Annotated in this window: 23 protein-coding genes and 1 pseudogene; 14 read left to right on the top strand and 10 right to left on the bottom strand. The window is 60.8% G+C overall.

The window, feature by feature from the left end; all coding sequences use genetic code 11:
* The first annotated feature begins 18 nt into the window (after window positions 1-18).
* The 3 genes and pseudogenes from metH (at window position 19) to VHO05_RS18535 (ending at window position 4,808) form a co-directional block, all read left to right on the top strand.
* A pseudogene (gene metH, locus VHO05_RS18545) lies at window positions 19-3,872 on the top strand (methionine synthase).
* 56 nt (window positions 3,873-3,928) lie between these two features.
* Window positions 3,929-4,288, top strand: coding sequence for a hypothetical protein (locus VHO05_RS18540; protein ID WP_329648095.1), 360 nt, complete (start codon window positions 3,929-3,931; stop codon window positions 4,286-4,288).
* A 163-nt stretch (window positions 4,289-4,451) separates the two neighbouring features.
* A complete protein-coding gene (locus VHO05_RS18535; protein ID WP_329648094.1) occupies window positions 4,452-4,808 on the top strand; it encodes a hypothetical protein in 357 nt (118 codons plus the stop codon).
* Between the two features lie 550 nt (window positions 4,809-5,358).
* Here the strand turns inward: VHO05_RS18535 and VHO05_RS18530 are convergent.
* Window positions 5,359-6,162, bottom strand: coding sequence for an enoyl-CoA hydratase (locus tag VHO05_RS18530; RefSeq protein ID WP_329648093.1), 804 nt, complete (start codon window positions 6,160-6,162; stop codon window positions 5,359-5,361).
* A 321-nt stretch (window positions 6,163-6,483) separates the two neighbouring features.
* On the opposite strand from VHO05_RS18530, the gene cysE reads away from it, so the two are divergent.
* Genes cysE through VHO05_RS18515 form a run of 3 tightly spaced genes read left to right on the top strand, consistent with a single transcriptional unit; the run spans window position 6,484 to window position 8,143 of the window.
* Window positions 6,484-7,365, top strand: a complete 882-nt coding sequence (cysE, locus tag VHO05_RS18525; RefSeq protein ID WP_329648092.1) for a serine O-acetyltransferase — start codon at window positions 6,484-6,486, stop codon at window positions 7,363-7,365.
* Window positions 7,366-7,394: 29 nt separating this feature from the next.
* Window positions 7,395-7,610, top strand: a complete 216-nt coding sequence (locus VHO05_RS18520; RefSeq protein WP_329648091.1) for a DUF3126 family protein — start codon at window positions 7,395-7,397, stop codon at window positions 7,608-7,610.
* A 2-nt stretch (window positions 7,611-7,612) separates the two neighbouring features.
* Entirely contained in the window at window positions 7,613-8,143 is a 531-nt protein-coding gene (locus VHO05_RS18515; RefSeq protein ID WP_329648090.1) for a gamma carbonic anhydrase family protein, read from the top strand.
* A 147-nt stretch (window positions 8,144-8,290) separates the two neighbouring features.
* Here the strand turns inward: VHO05_RS18515 and VHO05_RS18510 are convergent, their stop codons facing one another.
* From VHO05_RS18510 to VHO05_RS18500, 3 genes are all read right to left on the bottom strand, one after another.
* Entirely contained in the window at window positions 8,291-8,935 is a 645-nt protein-coding gene (locus VHO05_RS18510; RefSeq protein WP_329648089.1) for a transglutaminase-like cysteine peptidase, read from the bottom strand.
* 139 nt (window positions 8,936-9,074) lie between these two features.
* Entirely contained in the window at window positions 9,075-9,704 is a 630-nt protein-coding gene (locus VHO05_RS18505) for a PilZ domain-containing protein (RefSeq protein ID WP_329648088.1), read from the bottom strand.
* Window positions 9,705-9,962: 258 nt separating this feature from the next.
* Window positions 9,963-10,628 carry a PAS domain-containing protein gene (locus VHO05_RS18500; RefSeq protein WP_329648087.1) on the bottom strand — a complete coding sequence of 222 codons (666 nt, stop codon included), beginning with the start codon at window positions 10,626-10,628 and terminating at the stop codon, window positions 9,963-9,965.
* 254 nt (window positions 10,629-10,882) lie between these two features.
* Between VHO05_RS18500 and VHO05_RS18495 the strand changes: the two genes are divergently transcribed.
* Together VHO05_RS18495 and VHO05_RS18490 are read left to right on the top strand one after the other, a co-directional pair.
* Window positions 10,883-11,623 carry a rhomboid family intramembrane serine protease gene (locus tag VHO05_RS18495; protein ID WP_329648086.1) on the top strand — a complete coding sequence of 247 codons (741 nt, stop codon included), beginning with the start codon at window positions 10,883-10,885 and terminating at the stop codon, window positions 11,621-11,623.
* Between the two features lie 183 nt (window positions 11,624-11,806).
* Complete coding sequence (locus VHO05_RS18490) at window positions 11,807-12,238, top strand: CBS domain-containing protein (RefSeq protein WP_329648085.1); 432 nt, start codon at window positions 11,807-11,809, stop codon at window positions 12,236-12,238.
* Between the two features lie 78 nt (window positions 12,239-12,316).
* On the opposite strand, the gene VHO05_RS18485 is transcribed toward VHO05_RS18490, so the two are convergent.
* The gene (locus tag VHO05_RS18485) at window positions 12,317-13,282 is read right to left on the bottom strand and encodes a patatin-like phospholipase family protein (protein WP_329648084.1); all 966 of its coding nucleotides are present in this window, start codon (window positions 13,280-13,282) and stop codon (window positions 12,317-12,319) included.
* Between the two features lie 280 nt (window positions 13,283-13,562).
* Entirely contained in the window at window positions 13,563-13,976 is a 414-nt protein-coding gene (hisI, locus tag VHO05_RS18480) for a phosphoribosyl-AMP cyclohydrolase (protein ID WP_329648083.1), read from the bottom strand.
* Window positions 13,977-14,130: 154 nt separating this feature from the next.
* Between hisI and VHO05_RS18475 the strand changes: the two genes are divergently transcribed.
* The 3 genes from VHO05_RS18475 (at window position 14,131) to VHO05_RS18465 (ending at window position 15,282) form a co-directional block, all read left to right on the top strand.
* Window positions 14,131-14,592 (top strand): iron-sulfur cluster assembly scaffold protein, encoded by a 462-nt coding sequence (locus tag VHO05_RS18475; protein ID WP_329648082.1) that lies wholly within the window; start codon window positions 14,131-14,133, stop codon window positions 14,590-14,592.
* Between the two features lie 15 nt (window positions 14,593-14,607).
* Window positions 14,608-14,904, top strand: a complete 297-nt coding sequence (gene yidD, locus VHO05_RS18470) for a membrane protein insertion efficiency factor YidD (RefSeq protein ID WP_329648081.1) — start codon at window positions 14,608-14,610, stop codon at window positions 14,902-14,904.
* Between the two features lie 99 nt (window positions 14,905-15,003).
* A complete protein-coding gene (locus VHO05_RS18465) occupies window positions 15,004-15,282 on the top strand; it encodes a hypothetical protein (RefSeq protein ID WP_329648080.1) in 279 nt (92 codons plus the stop codon).
* A gap of 19 nt (window positions 15,283-15,301) precedes the next feature.
* On the opposite strand, the gene VHO05_RS18460 is transcribed toward VHO05_RS18465, so the two are convergent.
* Entirely contained in the window at window positions 15,302-16,309 is a 1,008-nt protein-coding gene (locus VHO05_RS18460) for an Lpg1974 family pore-forming outer membrane protein (protein WP_329648079.1), read from the bottom strand.
* Between the two features lie 179 nt (window positions 16,310-16,488).
* Here VHO05_RS18460 and thrS point away from each other — a divergent pair, with 179 nt between their 5' ends.
* Window positions 16,489-18,441 carry a threonine--tRNA ligase gene (gene thrS, locus VHO05_RS18455; RefSeq protein ID WP_329648078.1) on the top strand — a complete coding sequence of 651 codons (1,953 nt, stop codon included), beginning with the start codon at window positions 16,489-16,491 and terminating at the stop codon, window positions 18,439-18,441.
* A 4-nt stretch (window positions 18,442-18,445) separates the two neighbouring features.
* Here thrS and VHO05_RS18450 read toward each other — a convergent pair whose 3' ends face one another.
* Both VHO05_RS18450 and VHO05_RS18445 read right to left on the bottom strand, forming a co-directional pair.
* Window positions 18,446-19,129 carry a HEPN domain-containing protein gene (locus VHO05_RS18450; RefSeq protein ID WP_329648077.1) on the bottom strand — a complete coding sequence of 228 codons (684 nt, stop codon included), beginning with the start codon at window positions 19,127-19,129 and terminating at the stop codon, window positions 18,446-18,448.
* Window positions 19,119-19,436: a hypothetical protein gene (locus VHO05_RS18445; protein WP_329648076.1), complete on the bottom strand. Its 318-nt coding sequence runs from the start codon at window positions 19,434-19,436 to the stop codon at window positions 19,119-19,121. Before VHO05_RS18445 ends, VHO05_RS18450 begins: the two co-directional genes overlap by 11 nt.
* A 676-nt stretch (window positions 19,437-20,112) precedes the next feature.
* On the opposite strand from VHO05_RS18445, the gene VHO05_RS18440 reads away from it, so the two are divergent.
* Window positions 20,113-20,409: a hypothetical protein gene (locus VHO05_RS18440; protein ID WP_329648075.1), complete on the top strand. Its 297-nt coding sequence runs from the start codon at window positions 20,113-20,115 to the stop codon at window positions 20,407-20,409.
* Between the two features lie 272 nt (window positions 20,410-20,681).
* Here VHO05_RS18440 and VHO05_RS18435 read toward each other — a convergent pair whose 3' ends face one another.
* Window positions 20,682-21,743: a polyamine ABC transporter substrate-binding protein gene (locus VHO05_RS18435; protein ID WP_329648201.1), complete on the bottom strand. Its 1,062-nt coding sequence runs from the start codon at window positions 21,741-21,743 to the stop codon at window positions 20,682-20,684.
* A 354-nt stretch (window positions 21,744-22,097) separates the two neighbouring features.
* Here VHO05_RS18435 and VHO05_RS18430 point away from each other — a divergent pair, with 354 nt between their 5' ends.
* Window positions 22,098-22,535 (top strand): hypothetical protein, encoded by a 438-nt coding sequence (locus VHO05_RS18430; RefSeq protein WP_329648074.1) that lies wholly within the window; start codon window positions 22,098-22,100, stop codon window positions 22,533-22,535.
* The last annotated feature ends 6 nt before the right edge of the window (window positions 22,536-22,541 follow it).

Here is a 22,541-nt window from a genome sequence, read left to right as displayed (position 1 = left end):
AGAATTCGAGACGTACAAATGAAGAAGATTGAAAGCAGCAAGGCCCTCGAAAAGGCCGCAGCCGATCGTATCCTGATCATCGACGGCGCCATGGGCACCATGATTCAGCGCCACAAGCTGGATGAAGCCGGCTATCGCGGCGCGCGCTTCAAGGATTGGCATCGCGACATCAAGGGCAACAATGATCTCCTGGTGCTGACACAGCCGAAGATCATTCAGGACATCCACGAGCAGTATCTCGCCGCGGGCGCCGACATCATCGAAACGAACACGTTCAACGCGCAGCGCATCTCCATGGCCGACTACGGCATGGAGGATCTGTCGTACGAGATCAACGTCGCGGCGGCGAAGCTCGCCCGCGCTGCGGCGGACAAGTACAACAAGCTGACGCCGGACAAGCAGCGCTTCGTTGCGGGTGCCGTCGGCCCGACCAACCGTACGGCCTCGATTTCGCCGGACGTCAACAACCCGGGCTTCCGCAACGTCTCTTTCGATGAGCTGCGCGAGGCCTACAAGGAGCAGGTCAAGGCGTTGATCGAGGGCGGCTCGGACATCATCCTCATCGAGACCATCTTCGACACGCTGAACGCGAAGGCTGCTGGTCTCGCCACGCTCGAAGCGTTCGACGAGATGGGCATTACGCTGCCGATCATGATCTCCGGCACCATCACCGACCGATCGGGCCGCACGCTGTCGGGTCAAACCGCCGAAGCCTTCTGGTACTCGATGCGGCACCTGCGGCCGTTCTCGATCGGCCTCAACTGCGCGCTGGGCGCCGAGCTGATGCGTCCTTATCTGGCCGAGCTCGCCCACGTCGCCGACGTGCGTATCTCGGCCTACCCGAACGCCGGCCTTCCCAACGCCATGGGCGAGTATGACGAGACGCCCGACGACATGGCCTGCAAAACCGAGCCGTGGGCCGCGGACGGCCTGATCAACGTCATAGGCGGATGCTGCGGGTCGACACCCGATCACATCGAGCACATTGCTCAGCATGTGAAGGCCTACAAGCCGCGCCAGATCCCAGAGATCGCGCCCAAGATGCGCCTCTCCGGCCTCGAACCCTTCGTGCACGGGTGAGGCTTGCCTGCACGGGCACCTGAGCATTGAATTTTGCAAATACCGCCCTTCCCGAAGACAAGAAGCGGCGCTCACATGACTGAGAAAGAAAACGAATGACGACGGGCAGCGCAGCGCAATCCTTCATCAACGTTGGCGAGCGGACGAACGTCACGGGCTCGGCCAAGTTCCGCAAGCTCATCGAGGCGAACGACTATCCCGCCGCACTCGCTGTTGCGCGTCAGCAGGTCGAAGCCGGCGCCATGATCCTCGACGTCAATATGGACGAGGGCCTACTCGACTCCGAGAAGGCGATGGCGACGTTCCTGAACCTCATTGCCTCCGAGCCCGACATCGCGCGCGTGCCGATCATGATCGACAGCTCCAAATGGAGCGTCATCGAAGCAGGCCTCAAGTGCGTGCAGGGCAAGGCCATCGTCAATTCGATTTCGATGAAGGAAGGCGAGGAGCAGTTCGTCGACCATGCCCGAAAGGTGCTGCGTTACGGCGCCGCCGTGGTGGTCATGGCTTTCGACGAAGAAGGCCAGGCCGACACCATCGAGCGCAAGGTCGCGATCTGCGAGCGCGCGTACAAAATTCTCACCGAGCAGGTCGGCTTCCCACCCGAAGACATCATCTTCGATCCAAACATTTTCGCGGTCGCGACCGGCATCGAGGAGCACAACGCCTACGGCATCGCCTTCATCGAGGCTGCACGCCAGATCAAGGAAAAGATGCCGCTGACGCACATCTCCGGCGGCGTCTCGAACCTGTCGTTCGCCTTCCGCGGCAACGAGCCCGTGCGCGAAGCCATGCACTCCGTCTTCCTCTATCACGCCATTCAAGCCGGCATGGACATGGGCATCGTCAATGCGGGCCAGCTCGCCCTTTACGACGACATCCCCTCCGAGCTGCGTGAGCTGTCCGAGGACGTGATCCTCAACCGTCGCCCCGACGCTACCGACCGGCTGCTCGAGGCAGCGCCGCGCTTCAAGGGCGATGGCAGCGGCGCCAAGGCAAAGGAGAAGGATCTCTCCTGGCGCGAGGGCAGCGTGCAGGAGCGCCTGACGCATTCGCTCGTGCACGGCATCACCGATTTCATCGAAGCCGATACCGAAGAGGCGCGTCAGCAGGCGGAAAAGCCGCTGCACGTCATCGAAGGTCCGCTGATGGCTGGCATGAACGTCGTCGGCGATCTGTTCGGCGCGGGCAAGATGTTTCTGCCGCAAGTTGTGAAGAGCGCCCGCGTGATGAAGCAGGCGGTGGCCTATCTGCAGCCGTTCCTTGAGGAAGAAAAGCGCCTGTCGGGTGTCGACCAGATGCCCGCCGCAGGCAAGGTCGTCATGGCCACAGTGAAGGGCGACGTGCACGACATCGGCAAGAACATCGTCGGCGTCGTACTTCAGTGCAACAACTACGAGGTGATCGACCTCGGCGTCATGGTGCCGGCCGCCAAGATCCTGGAGACGGCCAAGCGCGAAAAGGCCGACATCATCGGCCTCTCGGGCCTCATAACGCCGTCACTCGACGAGATGTGCTTCGTCGCGGCCGAGATGGAGCGCGAAGGCTTCGCGGTACCGCTCCTGATCGGTGGCGCAACGACCAGCCGTGTGCACACCGCCGTCAAAATCAGTCCCAACTACAACAAGGGACAGACCATCTATGTGCTCGATGCCAGCCGAGCCGTAGGCGTTGTGTCGAACCTGCTCTCCGAGACCGAGAGCAAGCCCTATGTTGAAAACATCAAGGCCGAGTACGTGAAGGTACGCGAGGCGCATCTTGCCAACGAGGCGAAGAAGCAGCGCATCACCATCGCTGCCGCTCGCGCCAACAAGTACGCCATCGATTGGGCCAGCTACACGCCGCCGAAGCCCAGCTTCCTCGGCACGCGCACGCTCAAAAATTTCCCGCTCGCCGATCTCGTCCCCTACATCGACTGGACGCCGTTCTTCCAGACCTGGGAGCTGACCGGCCGCTATCCGCAGATCCTCGACGACAACAAGGTGGGCAGCGAAGCCCGCAAGCTTTTCGCCGACGCGCGCGCACTTCTGGACCGCATCGTTGCCGAGAAGTGGTTCACAGCCAATGCCGTTGTGGGCTTCTGGCCGGCCAACAGCGTCGGCGACGACATTGCGCTCTATGCCGACGACACGCGCGCGAAGGAGCGCGCCACGCTCTTCACCCTGCGCCAGCAGATCGCCCGTGATCCGGGCCGCGACCGCGCCCACACGGCGCTCGCCGACTTCGTGGCTCCGAAGGAGACAGGGCTCGCCGATTATGTGGGCGGCTTCGCTGTTACCTCGGGCCTCGGAGAGGAAGAAGCGATCAAGGCTCACATCAAGGCGACCGACGACTACAGCCGTATCATCGCCAAGGCGCTGGCCGACCGCCTCGCGGAGGCCTTCGCGGAGGCGTTGCATGCAAAGGTGCGCCGCGAATTGTGGGGCTACGCCAAGGACGAAAAGCTCACCAACGACGATCTCATCCTCGAGAAATACCAGGGTATCCGCCCTGCACCCGGGTACCCCGCACAGCCCGACCACACGGAAAAAGCGATCCTGTGGGAGTTGATGAACGTCGAAGCCGAGACGGGCATCCAGCTCACCGAAAGCTACGCCATGTGGCCCGGCGCGGCGGTCTCCGGCCTATATTTCTCGCACCCCAAGAGCCACTACTTCGGCGTCGGCAAGGTGGAACGCGATCAGGTCGAGGACTACGCGCGCCGCAAGGGGTGGCGCGTGGAAGAAGCCGAGCGCTGGCTGGCGCCCGTGCTCAACTACGACGCTGTCTCGGCTGCCAGAAACGTGGCATGATCGGTGCCGCGGCAGCACAAGGACCGCTGCGGCAGGGATAAAACGGGGAGGGGGATATGCCGTTCGTGAACCTGGCCGTGGCACAGGCCGCCGCCGCGTGGATTGCCGCCCCGAACCTTGTCAGCATGGTCCTCGAACAGGGCCCGGCCTACTACTACATCGTCGCTGCGGTCGGCGCTGTCATCGTGCTCGTCGGAGCCTTCATCGGCTCGCGCATCACCAACACGATCGCACGCCCTACGGCTTTGTCCCTGGTCGCATCGGTATCGTTTGCAATTATCGCCGCCGGTCTCGCCGCCCACTTTCTCGCAGCCGCAGCGACCCAAACGGAAGTCGCGGCGCACCTCTTCACGTTTGCGCCCGTCGCCGCAGCCATTGCCGGGTATTTCTACACGGCGAAGCGATCCACAGCCTGAGCTTCTGCGCTTAGCGCCTTGTTTCACAATACTGATCGTCATGGTAGAGCAGGAATCGCGTGCCAGATCGTGAGTCGGGCCCGCAGTTCTTGCTCTAGGCTTTAGAGCTGTCGCGCCGGCAAGGCGGGGAACCGCCGGCGAGAACCTTGGGGGAGATCGCACTATGCTCGGACGTCTCGTACTTCTGCTTCTGCAGATCGTTATCGGCTGGTTTGGCACCAACGCCATCATGAACGCCCTGGGAGGCAGTGTACCCGGCGCGTTTGAGATCTACGTATTTGCGATCGTTGCGGCGATCGTCGTGTTCTTAGTCGGCATCATCGCGGCGCAGGTGCTGCAGGGCGTCTGGACACCGGGCAGCCGCACGCTGACATGGTCGCTGGCCTTTGCTGTCATTGCCGCGCTGCTCTGGCAATTTGGCCCAACGCTGCCCCTTCTTTCCGAGATTCCGTGGAGCCGCGTTCCGACGACATACGCGGTGCTCGCCGGCGCCATTCTCGGTTACCACTTGAGAAAATAGTCCGCTCGCTGGGACGCCTCGAAAATCAAAGGCGCGAGACCTTTAGGTCTCGCGCCTCTTTTTTGCGTGCCGCTCCGGGGGAGCGGAAGAGCTGAACCGTGTTTGGTCCGGCAAGGGAGCGAATGCAGACGCTCAGACCATGCCGACTACGATTGCAGCGATGAAGCCGAATGACATCAGTGCGGCGAGCACATTCAGTCGCATCGAAAGTTCCATCGTTGCCTCTCCTGCCGGGCGAACCCGGCTTTTGGGGGGACTGCTCGTTCGTCACGCATTACATCAACAGGAGTGTGAAACGCCCGATCTGCAAAGCTACGCTTCGAAGATCCCGAGCGTTTGGGCGGGCCAGGGAGCCCACCGTGTCTTAAAGACTACTGAGCGAAAATGTTCCCTGCCAAGCGAAAAAGATCTTGCAGCGCACCACGAACCTTACGGATTGGGTCAGTGCCAGCAATATTTTTTCCGTTAATACAAGGCCAGCACCAAGCGTGCTGCATCGCAAGCTGCGCCCGAAAGAATCTTTTTGGACGGCTGGGGAATAGGAAAGCCACTAGCGGCCCTGGAACGCCGGCTTGCGTTTCTCGAGAAACGCCCGGCGTCCCTCGGCATAGTCGGCGCTGTCGAAGCAGGCAGCGACGGCCGCGTCCAGCTTCGAGGTTTCGGGGGTTTCGGGATGGCGCACCATTTCATCGATGGTGAGCTTGGCGGCGCGCACTGAAAGCGGAGCATTGGCGGCGATGTCGCTGGCCAGCGTGCGGACCGCCTCTTCGAGTGTGTCCGGATCGGTCACGCGATTGACGAGGCCGATGCGCTCTGCCTCCGACGACGAGAACCGGCGCCCCGTGAACAGCATCTCCTTGATGAACGCCGGCGCGGCCAACACCAAGAGCGGCGGCACCCAACGCGGATTGTAGCCAAGGCCGAGCTTGGCGGCCGGGATCGCGAACTGGGCCTTGTGGTCGGCGATCCTGAGGTCTGCGCACGCGGCAATGCCGAGACCGCCTCCAAGGCAAAAGCCATGGATCATCGCAATAACGGGCTTCGTCGCAGAGAGGAGCGCGGCGAAGGCTTCGTGGTTGAGCCTGTCATAGTCGGCCGCGCTCGCGCCGGTTCGCGCACTCTCGAACTCGGAGATGTCCGCACCTGCCGAAAAAGCGCGCATGCCGTCGCCGCGCAGCACGATCACGCGAACAGCGGGGTTGTCCTCGGCAGCGCGAACGTGCTGCGGTATCTTGGCCCACATCCCCGCGGTGAAAGCGTTCATCCGCTCCGGGTTGCTTGCCACGATCCAGGCGATGGCCCCTTCGACCTCGAGCAGCAGATCTGGCGTGGCGGCGGCGGACGTATCGGTCATATGGGGATCCTCTCTGGAGAGGGGCATCTTGCGGCCCGGTAGGGCACAGCACAACGCGGCGCCAAGCCTCAAGGGGAGCCCTGTGCAACTCGACCCCGCGGCGGCCCCGGAAGCGGGCCGGTCGGGATGTTTAGATTGACGCGACCTCCCAGCCCCGATAGGCCCTAGGTCGATTGAGACCTGATACGATCTATCGGACGGCCGAGCCGAAGAGATCGTATAGTGCGACCAGAGCCCTCGCGCTGAGCCGGCCTGGTAGGCGTTCACCCCCGCAGCCCAGTACGAGGCGGGCGCGGGGCGCACCGGCGAAGGACAACGGACATGAGTGGCGTCAAACACTCCTCGTCAGCGGGCAAGACCGAGCGGCGCGCGGCCTCTCATCGCGCCTCGGACGATCCCATCTGGCAAACGCTGCGCAATGAGGCGGAAGCGGCGATGGCCGCCGAGCCCGCGTTGACCGGCTTCATCTACGCGACAATATCGAGCCACGATCAGCTCGAAGACGCGATCTGCCACCGCATAGCCCAGCGTCTCGGCCATGCCGATGTCGATGCTGGGCTGATTGTTCAGACGTTCCACGACGTGCTCGGCTCCCAGCCGGAGCTCGGCCGCGCCTTCCGCGCGGATCTGGGGGCCGTTATCGAGCGCGATCCCGCGACCACGCGCTATCTCGAGCCGTTCCTCTACTTCAAGGGCTTTCACGCACTCGTCACCTATCGCTTTGCTCACGAGCTTTGGCGGCAGGGCCGCAAGGACTTTGCGCTTTACCTGCAAAGCCAGGCCTCGCGCATGTTCGCCGTCGACATCCATCCGGCCGCACGTCTCGGCAAAGGACTGATGATGGACCACGCAACCGGTGTCGTGATTGGCGAAACGGCCGCTGTCGGCGACAACTGCTCGCTGCTCCACGCCGTGACGCTCGGCGGCAGCGGCAAGCAGACCGGAGACCGTCATCCCAAGATCGGCTCCTGCGTGCTCATCGGCGCAGGTGCAAAGGTTCTCGGCAACATTCACGTCGGCAACAGCTCGCGTATTGCTGCCGGCAGCGTCGTGCTTCAGGACGTCCCGCCCCATGTCACGGTTGCCGGCGTCCCCGCGCGTGTCGTCGGACCAGCCGGAGCGGCCGAGCCGGGCCGCACGATGGATCAGACGTTCGTCCCTGCCGATACGATGCAGGGTCCCGACGACTACGCAATGCTCTAGATCGAAGACTGAAAAGAGAGGAATACCCGGTGAAGAAGGACGAGCTGGCCAAACTGCAGGCCTATCTCAAAAAGACGTTCGGCGCCTCGAAGCTGGAGGTCCGCCCTCAGCCCAAGAAGGAAGACATGGCTGAGGTCTTTATCAACGGGGAATTCGTCGCCACGCTGTACCGCGAGGAAGACGAGGGCGAAGTCTCCTATCAGTTCCAGATGGCCATCCTCGATATGGATCTTGAGGGCGCGTGAGCATGGCTCTCTACGAACTGGACGGCGTGCGCGTCACCACGCCGGAGGACGGCAACTTTTGGGTCGCGCCCAACGCCATAGTCGTGGGCAAGGTGGCCATCGAAACCGACGCCAGTGTGTGGTTCGGGGCCGTTCTCCGCGGAGACAATGAGCTGATCCGCGTCGGCGCGCGCTCGAACGTGCAGGACGGTTGCGTCCTGCATACCGACCCCGGCTACCCGCTCGACATCGGCGAGGACTGCACGATCGGTCACATGGTCATGCTGCACGGCTGCACGATCGGTCGCGGCAGCCTGATCGGCATCGGATCGATCATCCTGAACGGCGCCAAGATCGGCGAGGAATGCCTCATCGGCGCCAACACGCTGATCCCCGAGGGCAAGGTGATCCCGCCGCGTTCGATGGTGCTTGGATCACCGGGAAAGATTGTGCGCGAATTGACGGATGATGACGTTCGCCGCTTCGGCAAAGGCGCGGGCCGCTACGTTGCGAACTGGAAGCGCTTCAAGGCCGGTTTCCGGCCGATGGCTTGATCCCATCCCATTAAAAAAATTGGAGCCGGACACGGGGGGAACGTGTCCGGCTCAAGGTTCGAGCCCGGTTTGGGGGCAGGGCAGGGAGTCCCAGGCTCGAGTCAAACAGTAGGGAAGTAAGGGGCGTTCCGGTGCAAGCGTGAACCGCTATTGGCCTTCGCGCACACCGGCGATCGCATCGGGCACAGCGCGGTCATTCGGATCCAGCGATACCCACACGCGCGGATCGAGATACGACTGGCGCATGATGAAGTAGTAGCCGGAGTTGTTCCAGAGCCGCACGTCGTCGACCTTGTTGTCGAGGACGAAATCGCCCTGGGCCGTACGAGCCGTCAGCACTGCGTGACCTTCGCCCTTCTCGTCGCGAACGACAGTGAGAAGAAGTGAGCTCTTGGGCCAGCCGCGTTCGAGCAGAACCTTCTGCTTGAGCAGCGCATAGTCTTCGCAATCGCCGCGATCGACGGGATAGGTCCAGTATTCGCTGACGTTGTAGATTTCTTGATCGGTTGCCGGCGCGATCGCATGGTTCGCCCAGCGGTTCACCTCGTCGAGTTCCGACAGGCGCTCTGGCGTCGGCTGAAAGCGAACGTCTTCGATGCGCTGAGGTGCGCAATCGGTTGGATGGCTTTCACAGAAGCGGACGTAGCCGTAGGGGGGCTGCGAGGGGCCGTACACCCTCATGAAGGGCGACTTGCCTGACAGAAACGCGGGAGCAACCGAGTCCGCAAATGCACCCGACGGTCCTGCGATAGCTGCCAGTACGCCGGCTATGCAAACTACGAAACGCCTCATACTCACTACCCCTACAATCCCTCTCACACAGACCAAAGTAATCGAGAAGTGTCGTGGTCCTCTGAAGTACGCACCCAGAAATCGAGCAAAATTTGAGCTAAACTGTAGTTCCCCACGAGACATGTCGCTGGGCCCTCGTTCAGCCGAAATAGCGACGCAGAGCCTCGGGATCGGGAATGTCGAGGAACTGCACACCGATCCCGCGGTCGTGGTAACGCATCACTTTGCAACGGAGTTTTCCGAACATGACGATGTCGCCGATAGGCGGACGGGCGTCAGTGCCGATAGAGGCGCCGGAAAGCGAAACGTCGAGCACCCGGCAGTCCACAGAATTGCCGTCAGGAAGCCGCAACGTTGACGTTTTATTGACCACAGAAAGACGTTGATGGCGCCGCCCTGCCGCGCCGCCCAACTCCGCCTTGTTGACCAGCCAAGTGATCTGAGCTGCGAGTTTCTCGCGCTTGTGCTGGCTGACCTTGAGCCGGATCGCGAAGCCGCCATCGAAGATGCGTACGACTTCGCCTTCGATGCCGCCGATCTCATCGAGATACGCAATGATGCGTTCGCCGATCTCGACCTCGACCGGCGCCATGAAAGATGCGCCGCCCACGGAAATATCGTTGAGCCTGCAAGGAAACTCTTGCTTGTTCGCGCGCATGAACCGTCCAAGCAGCGCAAGCGAGTAACGCTTGTGGCGCCGCCGATCAGGCACGATCCGGGCGTCAAGCCGGATTGAAGGCCTTAGGCTTGTGGCTGGACTGGGCGACATGGACAACTTCCGAGCGAAATCGAAGCAACAGAGCCACCATCCACAAGCTGCAGTAACCCGCTTGCGGTATTCGGAGTCCCATAATGGAACAGCACACTTAACGAATGACTAACCGCTGCCCCAAACCCGCACGGCGGGCGACATCACGAGAGCGATCTTGGGAGGCAAAGCAGTTGATCCCGTCTGCACGATGAAACGCGTCAGGCCCCACTGGGTTTCCAGTTGGGGCCAACGCACGGCGCGAAGGACGGAAGGAAGCTAGATCCTGTCTGCCTTGTCGTGTGCAGCTTCAACAAGTCCGCCTTCATAGACGCGGAACTGACGCCGCCCCTGGCGTACGATGCGAGCCATGCGGACGTGAGGGGTCAGCGGGCTCTGCCGGTCAGAAAAGAGAAGCGGGTCCTTCGGCGCACCGTTCGGCCAGATCGCTTCCGCCGCGAGGAGCTTGAGGCCACCGATCGGAGCCGTCGCCGGCAAGGACTCCTCCAGCGGCACGAGCATGCAAAGGAGGCGGTCGATCGAATGTCCAGTATGCATTAGGGGCAGTATGAGCAACTCGAACGGGACCGATTGAAGGTCGCGCTCTCCGCTTTTGTTCGTCGTCGACAGCGCTTCGCCTGTGAAGAGGCCGACGCGGCCGAGTTCCGTGATCGCAGCCAGATGATGCTCCAGTAGCGACCGGTCAGCTTCGCTCCAGCAGGAAAGAAAGTCCTGTGCCCTCAGGTCCATTCCGAAACGGGACGATACGCGCGTACCGGCGAGCCGAAAGCGGAAGGAGACCCGATCCGCGCGTTCCAGAATGAAAGTGTCGATAAGGAAGCCGCCGATGCGAGCAGGCTGGATTTCGAGACGGCGGGGGGCAAGTCGGCCGCGTCTCACTTCGTTCCAGTAAGCATAGAGAGACTGGGTGGCCTGATGTTGCATAGCGGGTCCTGCGCGGCACGAGTTGGTCCTGCGGCGCTGCAGGGCTCTGCGGCGCCGGGTTCAAGAGCGGGGCTCTCGAAAATTCAGGCTCTTTGCGGGTCTCAAAAGGGGTCGGAAACGAGCCTTGCTGTCGACAAAAGCAGCTTCCGTGCCATATGCACGGTAGGCGAGCCGCCGGACTTGGGACGAGCGGGCCTCGGTAGCGTTAAGACGGCAGCCAGGCCGGATCTGGCCGTTCAACCCTGGAGACCTGCGTGATCCCGACGGCCCCGTCTCATGACCCGATTTTCAACGTTCCGAGATGTGTCGTCGCCGTTCTGGCGGTACTGGTGCTCGTTCAGATTGGGCGGGAGCTGCTCCCCGAAGAAGAAGATCTGTGGTTTGTCCTCGCGACGGCATTTATTCCCGCGCGCTACGGACCGATGGGATTCGAACTGCCCGGCGGCGAAACTGCACTGTTCACATCCCCAGTTACGCACATGCTTGTGCATGGCGACTGGATGCATCTGTCGCTCAACTCGGCATGGCTGCTCGCCTTCGGCGGTGCGGTAGCGGAGCGCACCGGAACGCTGCGCTTCCTGCTCTTTTTTCTGGTTTGCGGACTGGCGGGCGCATTCGCCTTCTATCTCGCGAATATGGATCTCATGCAGCCCATGATCGGCGCCTCGGGGGCTATCTCCGGGCTCATGGGCGGCACCTTGAGATTTCTATTTCCCGCCTTGGATTCTGGCGGTTTTCGACGTCTGCGTGAAGCGCCGCGCTCCATACGTTTGATGTCGCTTCAGGAAGCTTTGACGGACCGTCGCATCCTCGTCACAAGTGCAATTCTGGTTGTCTTGAATGCGCTAACCATTATCGGTTTTGGCGCTGCACAAAACTCAGCCGGAATTGCTTGGGAAGCCCATTTGGGAGGCTATGCACTAGGGCTTTTTACTTATGGTCTTTTCGATAACGTTTCCGCTGCTAAAGAAGAACTGCAAGCAATTGATGATTGAAACTCTTGCGCGAGAAGAGAGTTTGCATCACTCTTGACGTGTCGGGTTTCAGTGGAGGCTCGACCAAGACAAAGACCCGAACACACAACGGACGCTCGCTTCGGGTCGGCGCAGTACCAAGCGGCAGGAGGAAGCAACCTGTCGAATGTGTATACGGTCGGCGGCGAGCGGGAGGATACGTTCATGAACGTCGCATCGATACTGAAGTCGAAGGGAAGGGCGGTTTCGACTGTACGGCCGAACGCCACTCTGCTCGACGTTACGAAAAAGCTTGGTACCAAGAAGATTGGTGCAATCGTTGTCGTGGGCGAGAACGGCCATGTGGTGGGTATCATTTCCGAGCGCGATATCATTCGTGCCATCTCGGAACGTGGTGCACCGGCGCTGAGCCTGATGGTTTCCGAAGTCATGACCCGCAACGTGGTGTCGTGCCAGGAGACGAGTGAGCTCGACGAACTCATGGAAACGATGACGAAAGGCCGCTTCCGTCATTTGCCCGTCATCGAGGACGACGCGCTTGTCGGCATCATTTCGATTGGCGACGTAGTGAAATACCACGTCGCCGAAGTCGAGATGGAGGTCTCGGCCATGCGCAGCTATCTCGCGACCGGTTGATAGCACCCTTGAGACCACAAATCGAAACGGCGCATCCATCGGGTGCGCCGTATTGGTTTGGGGAGAAGGAATGCGCGACTATAAGCGCGGGAGCTGCGGGTTTTCCTTCACGACGTGCCGCGACGTGAGTTCGCGCGAAAGATCCTCGATCTCGCGCTTCGCTGCAGCTTCGCCACGCTGAATGAGTTCTTCAGCGCGGTGGAAATCGAACAAACCAATCCCGTGCAGACGCGGGCTGATCATGGAATCGGGCGGGTCGCCGGCCAGCCGCGCGCGCGCGATGCGATCCTGCACGATGTTGAAGGCGTCGACCATCACTGTGGTGATGCCCGGCATGTCATCACCTTTGCCGAGGATCTGGCGTTGCAGCAGACGGCGCATGCCGACGCCGTTGTTGCCGGTCACGGGCGGCGCTTCCTCCAGGTCGCTATCGGAGCCCGGCATGGAATTGATATTTGAGATCGTGCCGCGGTTCGAGATGTCGATGTTGAGGTTCACGGCAATGACGTAGCGCGCCCCGAGGGCACGGCACACCGACACCGGAATGGGATTGACGAGCGCCCCATCGAACAGCCACCGCCCGTCGACCTTGACCGGCCGAAAAACGCCGGGCAGCGCATAAGAGGCACGCACAGCGTCGACTAGGCGTCCGCGGGAGAGCCAAACTTCATGACCCGTGCCGATTTCAGTCGCCACCGCAGTGAAGCGGCGCTGTAGGTCTTCGATCTTGGTATCGCCCAGATGCTTGGCGAGACGATCGCCGAGGCGATGGCCCGTGATCAGGCCGGTTCCGGACAGATTGAAATCGAGATAGCCAAGCACGCGCCGCCGGGTCAGTTCACGCGCGAAATCCTCGAGAGAGTCGAGATGGCCGGCCACTTCGCACGCGCCTACGACGGCACCGATCGAGGTGCCCGCAATGATGTCCGGCTGAATTCCTGCTTGGCGAAGGGCTCTGAGGACGCCGATGTGCGCCCATCCACGCGCAGCCCCTCCTCCAAGAGCCAGACCAATCTTGATCTTGCTAGCGCCGGCATTGAGCATGACGGTCTCCACTCTTCCGGCGTTCCCTTTGGAAGGAACTAGATGCCGGCCCTATATCGAGTGGAACCGAACGCGGAGCAGTCGGATCCCCCTCAATCCTTAATTGGAGGCTATCAGATTCCGATTAAAGCCCCACTACCAAGGATGTGATGCAACACGATGAATCGTTGCTGCACTGCGGCCTGGGCGGGTCTCCAACTCGCGAAGCGTAACAAAGGTTTCCAGCGCACGCGATCAGGACACTACAGTTACGTAAACCCCGCGCCGAGCAGAACTGCCGCTAAAGGTCGGAGCGCTCGAGACGGAGGGGCTTGCCGGCCCCGCCCTCGACGATCCGGTAGAAGCAGGAGCGGGCCCCTGTGTGGCAAGCGACGCCCGCGCCATTGACAGCAACCTTGAGCCAGATCGCATCCTGATCGCAGTCGACCCGGGCTTCTCGAATGGCCAGGGTATTTCCGCTTTCCTCACCCTTCCGCCAAAGGCGTTTGCGGGAGCGGCTCCAAAAATGGGCGATACCGGTCTCGAAAGAGAGCCTAAGGGCCTCTTCGTTCATCCAAGCAAACATCAACGGGGTGCCGGCTTCGTCGGTCACAATCGCGCCGATGAGCCCGTCGGCATCGAGCTTGGGCTGAAACAAAGTTCCTTGCTCGATGTCGGCCGGCGATCCAAGAGTGGGGGACGACGTATTGCTCATGATGACACCAGGGGCATGGGCGAGGGGCTGCGGCACGGTGGTTGCACAACTCGAACGGGCGCCCCAAACGACCTATATAAGCGAACGCCCTATATAAAAGCGAATACGGCAAGCCGGAAGGATCGGATGCCGGAGAAGGGGTTGATGGAGGCCCATGGCGGATCTCGACGACATCTACAACCAAAGGATTTTCGAGCTGGCAGCGGCCATTCCGCATGCCGGACACCTTGAGCATCCCGATGCCACGGCAAGTGCCCACTCCAAACTCTGCGGGTCGACCATCGAGGTCGAGTTGAAACTCGACGGCGATCGGATTTCGGACTTCGCGCAGAAAGTGAAGGCCTGCCTGCTCGGCCAGGCGTCAGCTGCCATTGTCGGACGGGAGGTCGTCGGCACCCCTGCCGATGAATTCCGAGACGTCGCCGCCACCATGCGCCGCATGTTGAAGGAGGGCGGTCCGCGACCCGAGGGGCGCTGGGCAGACCTGGGCCTCTTGCAGCCCGTGAAGGACTATCCACACCGCCACGCCTCGACCTTGCTCGTGTTCGACGCCATCGAGCGCGCGCTTGATCAGGCGCTTGCAAGTCCGAAGGCGAGCGCGGCAGCTGGCGTGTAACGAGGGCGTCGCGGGATGACGTGGACGAAGGCAATCGTCAAAGCTCCGGTTCACGCCTACCGGTGGACGCTGAAGCCCCTGATGGGGTTGGAATGCCGCCACCTTCCGACGTGTTCGGAATACGCGTTGGATGCCATCGAGACCAATGGAGCCTGGCGTGGGTTTTGGCTGACGCTCGCGCGCCTGTCCCGGTGCCATCCCTGGGGAAGTGCTGGTTATGATCCGCCACCGGATATCCGCCACGAGCGCCATCCGCTTGCGCCCTGGCGCTACGGACGCTGGCGCACCGATTGCGCCGGGCACGGCCACTGAAGCGGTCGGCTTGGGGTAACCTGTTCCGGACGGAACATTTGGCGAGGGCGCCGCTCGATAAACTTGGTCGCATCGCCTTCCGGATAACCGAGGTTTGCAATGACTGAGCCCCGCATCGCCCCGCCGCCCGCACCCAAGGGCGGTATCCTCCGCCGCATAGCCGCAGGCTTTGTCATCGGCGTGCTGGCTTTCGGCCTGCTCTGGTACACAGTTTTCAATGCCGTCACCGCCGCACTGGTCGCATCCGGCGGAACGGTCGTGCTGCTCGCAGGCGCTTCGGTCTCTGATGTGTTAGAGAGCATATTCGACACGATTGCGAACATCGTGCTCGGCATCATCGGCGCTATCGCCGATTTCTTTTCGTCGATTTTCGACTGAAGTTAGGCGCACACCGCCGCTAGTCGTTCCCGGACGCAATCGGCAACGTGAAGCGCGCGAAAGGTCCGTGCTCGACGAAATCGTCGTGCCGGTCGCCGATTTGAGGATAGCCCGTGCTGGCCACCAAAGCGGAGACGCGCTGGTCAGTGTCGAGCGCACCGATCACCGCATCGATGCGATATCCGAGCGTCAATGTTCCGAAGCCGACGCCGATGGCGAGGCCCGCGTGTGCATCGAGCGCTGCAACGGTACGATCGTTAGAATCCTTGAACGAATTCGGCGGAAACAGCGGGTCATCGAGACGGCTTGTGAACTTGGAAGTCCCGAACAACGCCGCAACGGATCCGCCGCCCACGACGCTGATCGTGCCGTTCAGAGGGAGGCCACCGCGGAATCCGATCTTGGGCCCGACTCCGTGAAAATCGTTCCCCATCCGCAGCGCGAACGGGATGCACCCACAGTCGTCACTTTTGATCGCGACATCTCGCTCGATCGACGCGTAGCTGACACCGCCGAAGAGCTGGAGACGACCGCCCGACACCGACAGGTCTTTGCCGACTTCGACGTCAACGAATAAGGCTTGGGAGTCGACCTCCGTCGTCGCATCCAAGACGCCGAAGGGAATGCCGCCCGGAACGAATGGGATGCTCGGCGCAAACGCCATGATGCCGGGATCGTACGGGCCACCTCTATCGTCGGCCTCGAGCCGGCGATAGCGCACCGCCGCACTCCATCCACTGCTCCAGGTGTATCCCAGGGCGGCCGCGCCACCCCAGCCATCGCCTTCGTCGAGCTTGGCCTGCGGACCGGTAAGCCCCATCAACGACGTCGGGACGAAGCCGGCCTCGAAATCCGAAGCGCCGAATACTCTTTGCCCTTCGGCCTCGACGTAAAAGCCCGGCGAGACGGATGCGGTCTGGGCGACAGCGACCGCCGGGACACACAGCATCGCGGCCGCAGCGGTAAGGACAAATTTCCCCCTGGCGCGAGCAACGAAAGGCTGAAGATGGCTGCCGATAATGCCCATGAATCCTCTGCATTCAGAAAATTGAAGAGTCGGCATTGAGTCAACCCGGCGACGGTGATTCTCCGGGCCGCTGTGGCCGATCCTCAACCGTCTTGTGCTTGACATTACCTGCAACTCCCCCGATTTAGGGCCTCCCAGTCTTACGCGGATCGGTATGCCGCGAGTGAGAGGAGCTGCACATGTCGGACGCTTCCGAAGTCACGATCACGTTCCCTGATGGCAAGAGCCGCAAGGTCGCCTCGGGAACCTCGGGTCTAGAGATCGCCAAGTCGATCTCCCCATCCCTCGCCAAACGCACGGTAGCGATGACCCTCAACGGGGCGCTGTCCGACCTTGCCGACCCCATCACCAAAGACGCCGAGATCAAGTTCGTCGCGCGCACGGATCCGGAAGCCCTTGAGCTGATCCGGCACGACGCCGCGCACGTCATGGCCGAAGCCGTGCAATCGCTCTGGCCCGGCACGCAGGTGACGATCGGCCCGGTGATCGAGAACGGCTTCTTCTACGATTTCGCTAAGGCGGAGCCGTTCCATCCCGACGACATTGCGAAAATCGAAAAGAAGATGGGCGAGATCATCGCCAAGAACGCGCCCTTTACGAAGGAGTTCTGGACGCGCGAAAAGGCGAAGCAGGTCTTCCGCGACAAGGGCGAGACGTTCAAGATCGAGCTGGTCGATGCCATTCCCGCCGGTGAAGATCTGAAGATCTACAAGCAGGGCGACTGGTTCGATCTCTGCCGCGGCCCGCACATGACGTCCACGGGCCAGATCGGCAAGGCGTTCAAGCTGATGAAGTTCGCGGGCGCCTATTGGCGCGGCGACAGCAACAACCCGCAGCTCCAGCGCATCTACGGCACGGCGTTCGCGAGCGAGGACGAGCTCAAGGCCTACCTCACGCAGCTCGAGGAAGCCGAGAAGCGCGATCATCGGAAGCTCGGCCGCGAAATGGACCTGTTCCATTTCCAGGAGGAAGCGCCGGGCTCCGTCTTCTGGCATCCGAAGGGCTGGACGCTGTTCCAGACGCTGATCGGCTACATGCGCCGCCGCCTCGACCGCGAGGGCTACCAGGAAGTGAACTCTCCCGACATGATGGAGAAGCACTTCTGGGAGCTATCCGGCCACTGGGAGAACTACGGCGAGAACATGTTCACGACCGTCCTTCCGGACGAGCGCGTGTTCTGCTGCAAGCCCATGAACTGCCCCGGCCACGTGCAGATCTACAAGCACGGCTTGAAGAGCTACCGCGACCTGCCGCTCAAGATCGCCGAATTCGGCAAGGTGCATCGCTACGAGCCCTCGGGCGCGCTGCACGGCATGCTGCGCGTGCGCCACTTCACGCAGGACGACGCGCACATCTTCATCACCGAAGATCAGATCATGGAGGAATGCCTCAAGATCAACGATCTGATGCTGTCGATCTATCACGACTTCGGCTTCGAGGACATTTTCATCAAGCTCTCCACGCGCCCCGAGAAGCGCGTCGGCGCTGACGAGCTATGGGACAAGGCCGAGAAGGCGCTGGGCGATGTGCTCGATGAGGTGACGAAGCGTTCGAACGGCCGCGTCAGGACCGCGCTGCAGCCGGGCGAAGGCGCGTTCTACGGACCGAAGCTCGAATACGTGCTGAAGGACGCCATCGGCCGCGAATGGCAGTGCGGCACGACGCAGGTCGACTTCAACCTCGCGGGCCGCCTCGGCGCCTTCTACATCGACGAGCACTCGCAGAAGAAGACGCCGGTGATGATCCACCGCGCCATGTTCGGCTCGCTGGAGCGCTTCACGGGCATCCTGATCGAGAACTACGCCGGACACTTCCCGCTCTGGCTCGCGCCGCTGCAGGTTGTCGTCGCGCCCATCGTCTCGGATGCGAACGACTACGCGCTTGAGGTGGTGGAGCTGGCGCGCGCCGCAGGCCTGCGCGTCGAGAGCGACCTCCGCAACGAGAAGATCAACCTCAAGGTCCGCGAGCACTCACTCGCCAAGGTCCCGGTCATCCTCGTCGTCGGCAAGCGCGAAGCCGAAGAACGCAAAGTCTCCATCCGCCGCCTGGGGTCTCAGGATCAGACGGTGGTGACGCTGGACGAAGCGCTTGCGTCACTCAAGGCCGAGGCCACGCCGCCTGATTTGAGGTAGCGAGTCACCCGCAGCGTTTGTCGACCTCGCGGAGAAATTTCTCCGACGTGTCCAAAATCAGATTGGCAGCGTTGACGATGTCATCTCGGTTACGCGGGTTTCGGCTGCGGCTGCTATGATTGAAATCCACGTCCATTTCGTGGATTATTTTGTTCCGTATCTTGAAAGCGCTGTGGAGAGAGTCAGAGTCGGTACATAGCTCTCGCGATGGGATGTCAAAGTAAGACGCGACCTGGAAGATTTGCTCTTTTGATTGCAGGCTATCCTTCGATAGTTGCTCTTGGAACCAAGAGATCACGAACTGTCGCGAGATAGGAGACGTTAAGCTCCGCGATATGATCTGCGCCGCAAGCTTTGGATCGCGCAACAAGTACCTCTCGACATACGTGGCGAAGTTCAATGCTGCACCATTGTTTCCTTCCTTTGCGTTGATTACAACTGGAAGTGCATTGGCAATGAGCTCCTTGATAGTGGCATCAAGTCCTGACGATGCGAACACCAGCATCGCCCTCAACAGATCTTGGTCGCGATCTGTCGATCGACGCCTTGTGCTCCTCGCAGCGTCGAACAGTTGAATGAATGAATCACACGTATTGTGGGCGGATAGCAGTACTCGGTAGCCGGGAAGGCAAGCCTCATGCTGCGGTTCAAGTGGTGAACGACGCAACTTTATCCTGTTATTGCTCATCTAAACCCTCGATGTCTTCGGCGCCGAGTGGGCGATGAGCGAAGCCAGCGTAACCGGGATAACCCGGATAGCCGGGATAACCAGGATATCCGGGATATCCGGGATATCCGCGATATCGGCGTGAACTAAACTTATAAAAACGATTTGATCTATATATCGTGCCCAAATATTCGCCATTGGGCGTTACAACATCTGTCTCATCCCAAGGAAGCCATCCGATCCATTTTCCTCTTGGCGAAAATACATACTTGCCTTTTCGAAAGGCTATCCAGCCGCCGGACGAGTTGAACAGGTATTGAACGGCCATGCCGGTGGTTCTTTCGCAGTGCTCTTAGGGATAGCGCGTTAGCGATCATAGTCTAGCCTAACAACGCTCGCCGAACTCGGCAACGCTGGGTCACATCGCGACAAAAAAGAGAGAGATGGTTCACACTCCTATCGCTCCGACCTCCTATCGCTCCGACCCATCTGTCCCGACGTTCGACGACAGCGAACCACTGATCATCTATGACGGGCACCGCGGGTTCTCCTGCACCAACCAAAAACGTCATGGCCGCAGATGCAGCCATCAACGCAAGCTTCTGCGCTTCGAGAGTGCGACCGCCCCAGTGTCATCCTCGGCTTTATGCCGAGGATCCAACTCCAGCGCGAGGGCGTGCGCCAGTAGTGCGGTGGATCCTAGGGACGAGCCCTAGGATGACAGTGGAGCAAATACGGCAACGGGGTGAGAGCGGTCGCTACTCCACGACTGCTTCAGGCCCGATGCGCAGTAGGTTAAGCGCTTTCTCGCCGGATAATGTCGGCTGTTCCGAGCTCGGCTTCACCCCTTGCCGGTCGCCACGGGGCGCACGATGCGTGGCAAAAGCAGCACGCCTTCCGGTTCCTTGCGAGTTATCCGCGCTTGCAACAGGCCGTTTCTGTTGTCGAGAGTGATGCCATCAACTAAGTATCGCTACCGAGGTGGATCCTTTTCGGAGGGGCGAATGCGATCTTTGAAACTCGGCTTGGCTGCCACGGCGGTGATCTTCGCACTTTCGGCGACGGCTCACGCCGACTGCGTCAAAGTCGGATCGGTCGGCGAGTTCGCGAGCCACGATGTCGCCGCGCTCTTTGCGACCAACGGCCTCAAAAACATTATCTACGGGCAGGGCCGCGAGGGCAAAGGCCCCGTCAGCCTGAAGTGCCAAGACAGCTCAGGCACAACGACGTGCCGCGCCTCTCAGATGGCGTGCAAAGTATCGGAGCCTAAAGCCTGCCTGGGCGCTTGGTTGTGCTTCTGACTCGCCGCGTCGATTGAAGAATAGCGCGGTATCGGACGAGCTCCGATCCGCTTGAGGGACGCTTCGTCGATAGCCGAGGTTCGGCTATCGATGGCGTCCGTCCGCGCCAGCTTCTACGATTGAATGCTGTCGAGACAAAGGTCCGTCGAGGCCATTCGCAGTCAGCTCTGCAAAGAGCCGGCGGCGAACACTGCGAAATCCCCATGAGGCCAAGCCTTCACCATCGGCTCCCACGCAACAGGGAAGTCGGGTGCGATGACCCGGAGCGGACGTTATTGGCCGGTGACGACTTTCGTCCACGCCCGAGTAATGGCGCGCTGGCTCTTAGCGTCATAAGGCGTCTTGACGTAGAGGTGCGCCATCGTCTCGGCGTCGGGATAGATCGACTTGTCGTCCTTGACCGTATCATCCAACAGCGACTGGGAGGCGAGGTTGCCGTTCGCGTAGCTGAGATAGTTCGATGCTTTCGCGATCACTTCAGGCTTCATGATGTAGTTGAGGAAGGCATGTGCCTCTTCGACGTTCTTGGCGTCGGCCGGAATTGCCATCTGGTCAAACCACATCTGCGCCCCTTCTTTGGGCAACGAGAGCACGATGTTGTGGCCGTTCTTGACTTCCTCAGCTCGGCTGCGGGCTTGCAAGATGTCGCCCGAGTATCCGATCGCTAGGCAGATGTCGCCATTGGCGAGGGCGTTGATGTACTCGGACGAATGGAATTTCTGGACGTAGGGGCGCACCTTCTCTAGGAGCGCCGACGCCTTTGCGATGTCCTCGGCGGAGGCGCTATTGGGATCGAGACCGAGATAATTGAGCGCGGCAGGAATGACATCGTCCGCTGCATCCAGGAAATGAATCCCGCAATCCTTAAACTTCGAAATGATCTCCGGCTTGAACACCAGATCCCAGGAGTCCACGGGAGCGTCGGGCATCCGCTTCTTGATCTTCGCTTCGTTGAAGCCTATCGCCGTTGTCCCCCACATGTAGTTGATCGAATAGCTGTTGCCAGGATCATAAGCTGCAACGCGTTTCTCGATCTCGGGCCACATGTTCGCGAGGTTGGGGAGCTTCGACTTGTCAAGCTTCTGGAAAACGCTGGCATCGATCTGGCGCGCGAGGAACGGGCCCGTCGGCACAACGACATCGTAGCCAGTTTTTCCGGCGAGGAGCTTGGTCTCGAGTACTTCGTTACTGTCGAATACGTCGTAAACGACCTTGATACCCGTCTCCTGGGTGAAATCCTCGAGTATCGACTTGTCGATGTAGTCGGACCAGTTATAGACGTTCACAACACGGTCTGCAGCGAGCACGGGAGAAACTAGCGCGACCGCCACCATGGCGATGGTCGCAACCTTGCGATGCACATTCGAGGGAAGGATGAAGCTAAGCGACTTCATAGGATCCTCCGTGGATGCCATTACCCAGAAGCGATAGATCGTAGACTTTTGCTTCACAGTCGTGAAGCTCAACCGTCCCAGAGGCGAAAAGGTTAATGCGTTCTCTCGAAGCGCATCGCACTAACGGCCTTTTCTACATCCGCTTCCGCCCAAAACCGGCATTGAACGAGTCGCATCGCTCGACAATGATAATGAGGGCAACACGGAGTTGCTGGAGGCCTGCAAGGTCGTCGGGTGCTTGACTGAAGATCATCGCGGCCGGCGACTAGCTCTCCCGGCCCGATTGGAGGGACGATGTACTTTTTCGTGTTCGTGGCCGCCGCTGCGGCTTTGTACTTCGCGGTTGCGGCATGGCGGCAACCTCGTCTGGGCGTGTTCGTAGCGGCCGCCGCGTGGCTCTTGTACGCGGTCTACGAGCACTTCATTGCGAACGGCACTCTGTGCGACGCGAACTGCAACATCCGCGTCGATCTCCTTCTCATTTGGCCGCTCGTTTGTATCGCGAGCCTCTTCGGCATCTACGCCCCGGGCCAATGGCCGCGCGCCGCCAAGGTTTTCGCCGGACTGGGCGTCGCCCTTTTCGCGTCCATGGCGGCGATGTCTCTCTACATCGTTCTGGTCGAGGGGCCGGCAGCTGAGCAGGCGGCACAAGAAAAGAGCTGTGCCGAAGGTCAGAGTGGATTGGAGTGTCCGCCCGTCTCGTCGGCAGGCAGCGCTACCGGGGCTCAGTAACGGCGG

This window comes from Hyphomicrobium sp. (assembly GCF_036262015.1).
In the GTDB taxonomy this organism is placed as follows: domain Bacteria; phylum Pseudomonadota; class Alphaproteobacteria; order Rhizobiales; family Hyphomicrobiaceae; genus Hyphomicrobium_C.
The sequence above is the reverse complement of the archived record's forward strand: the minus strand, read 5'-3'. Positions and strand labels throughout refer to the sequence as shown.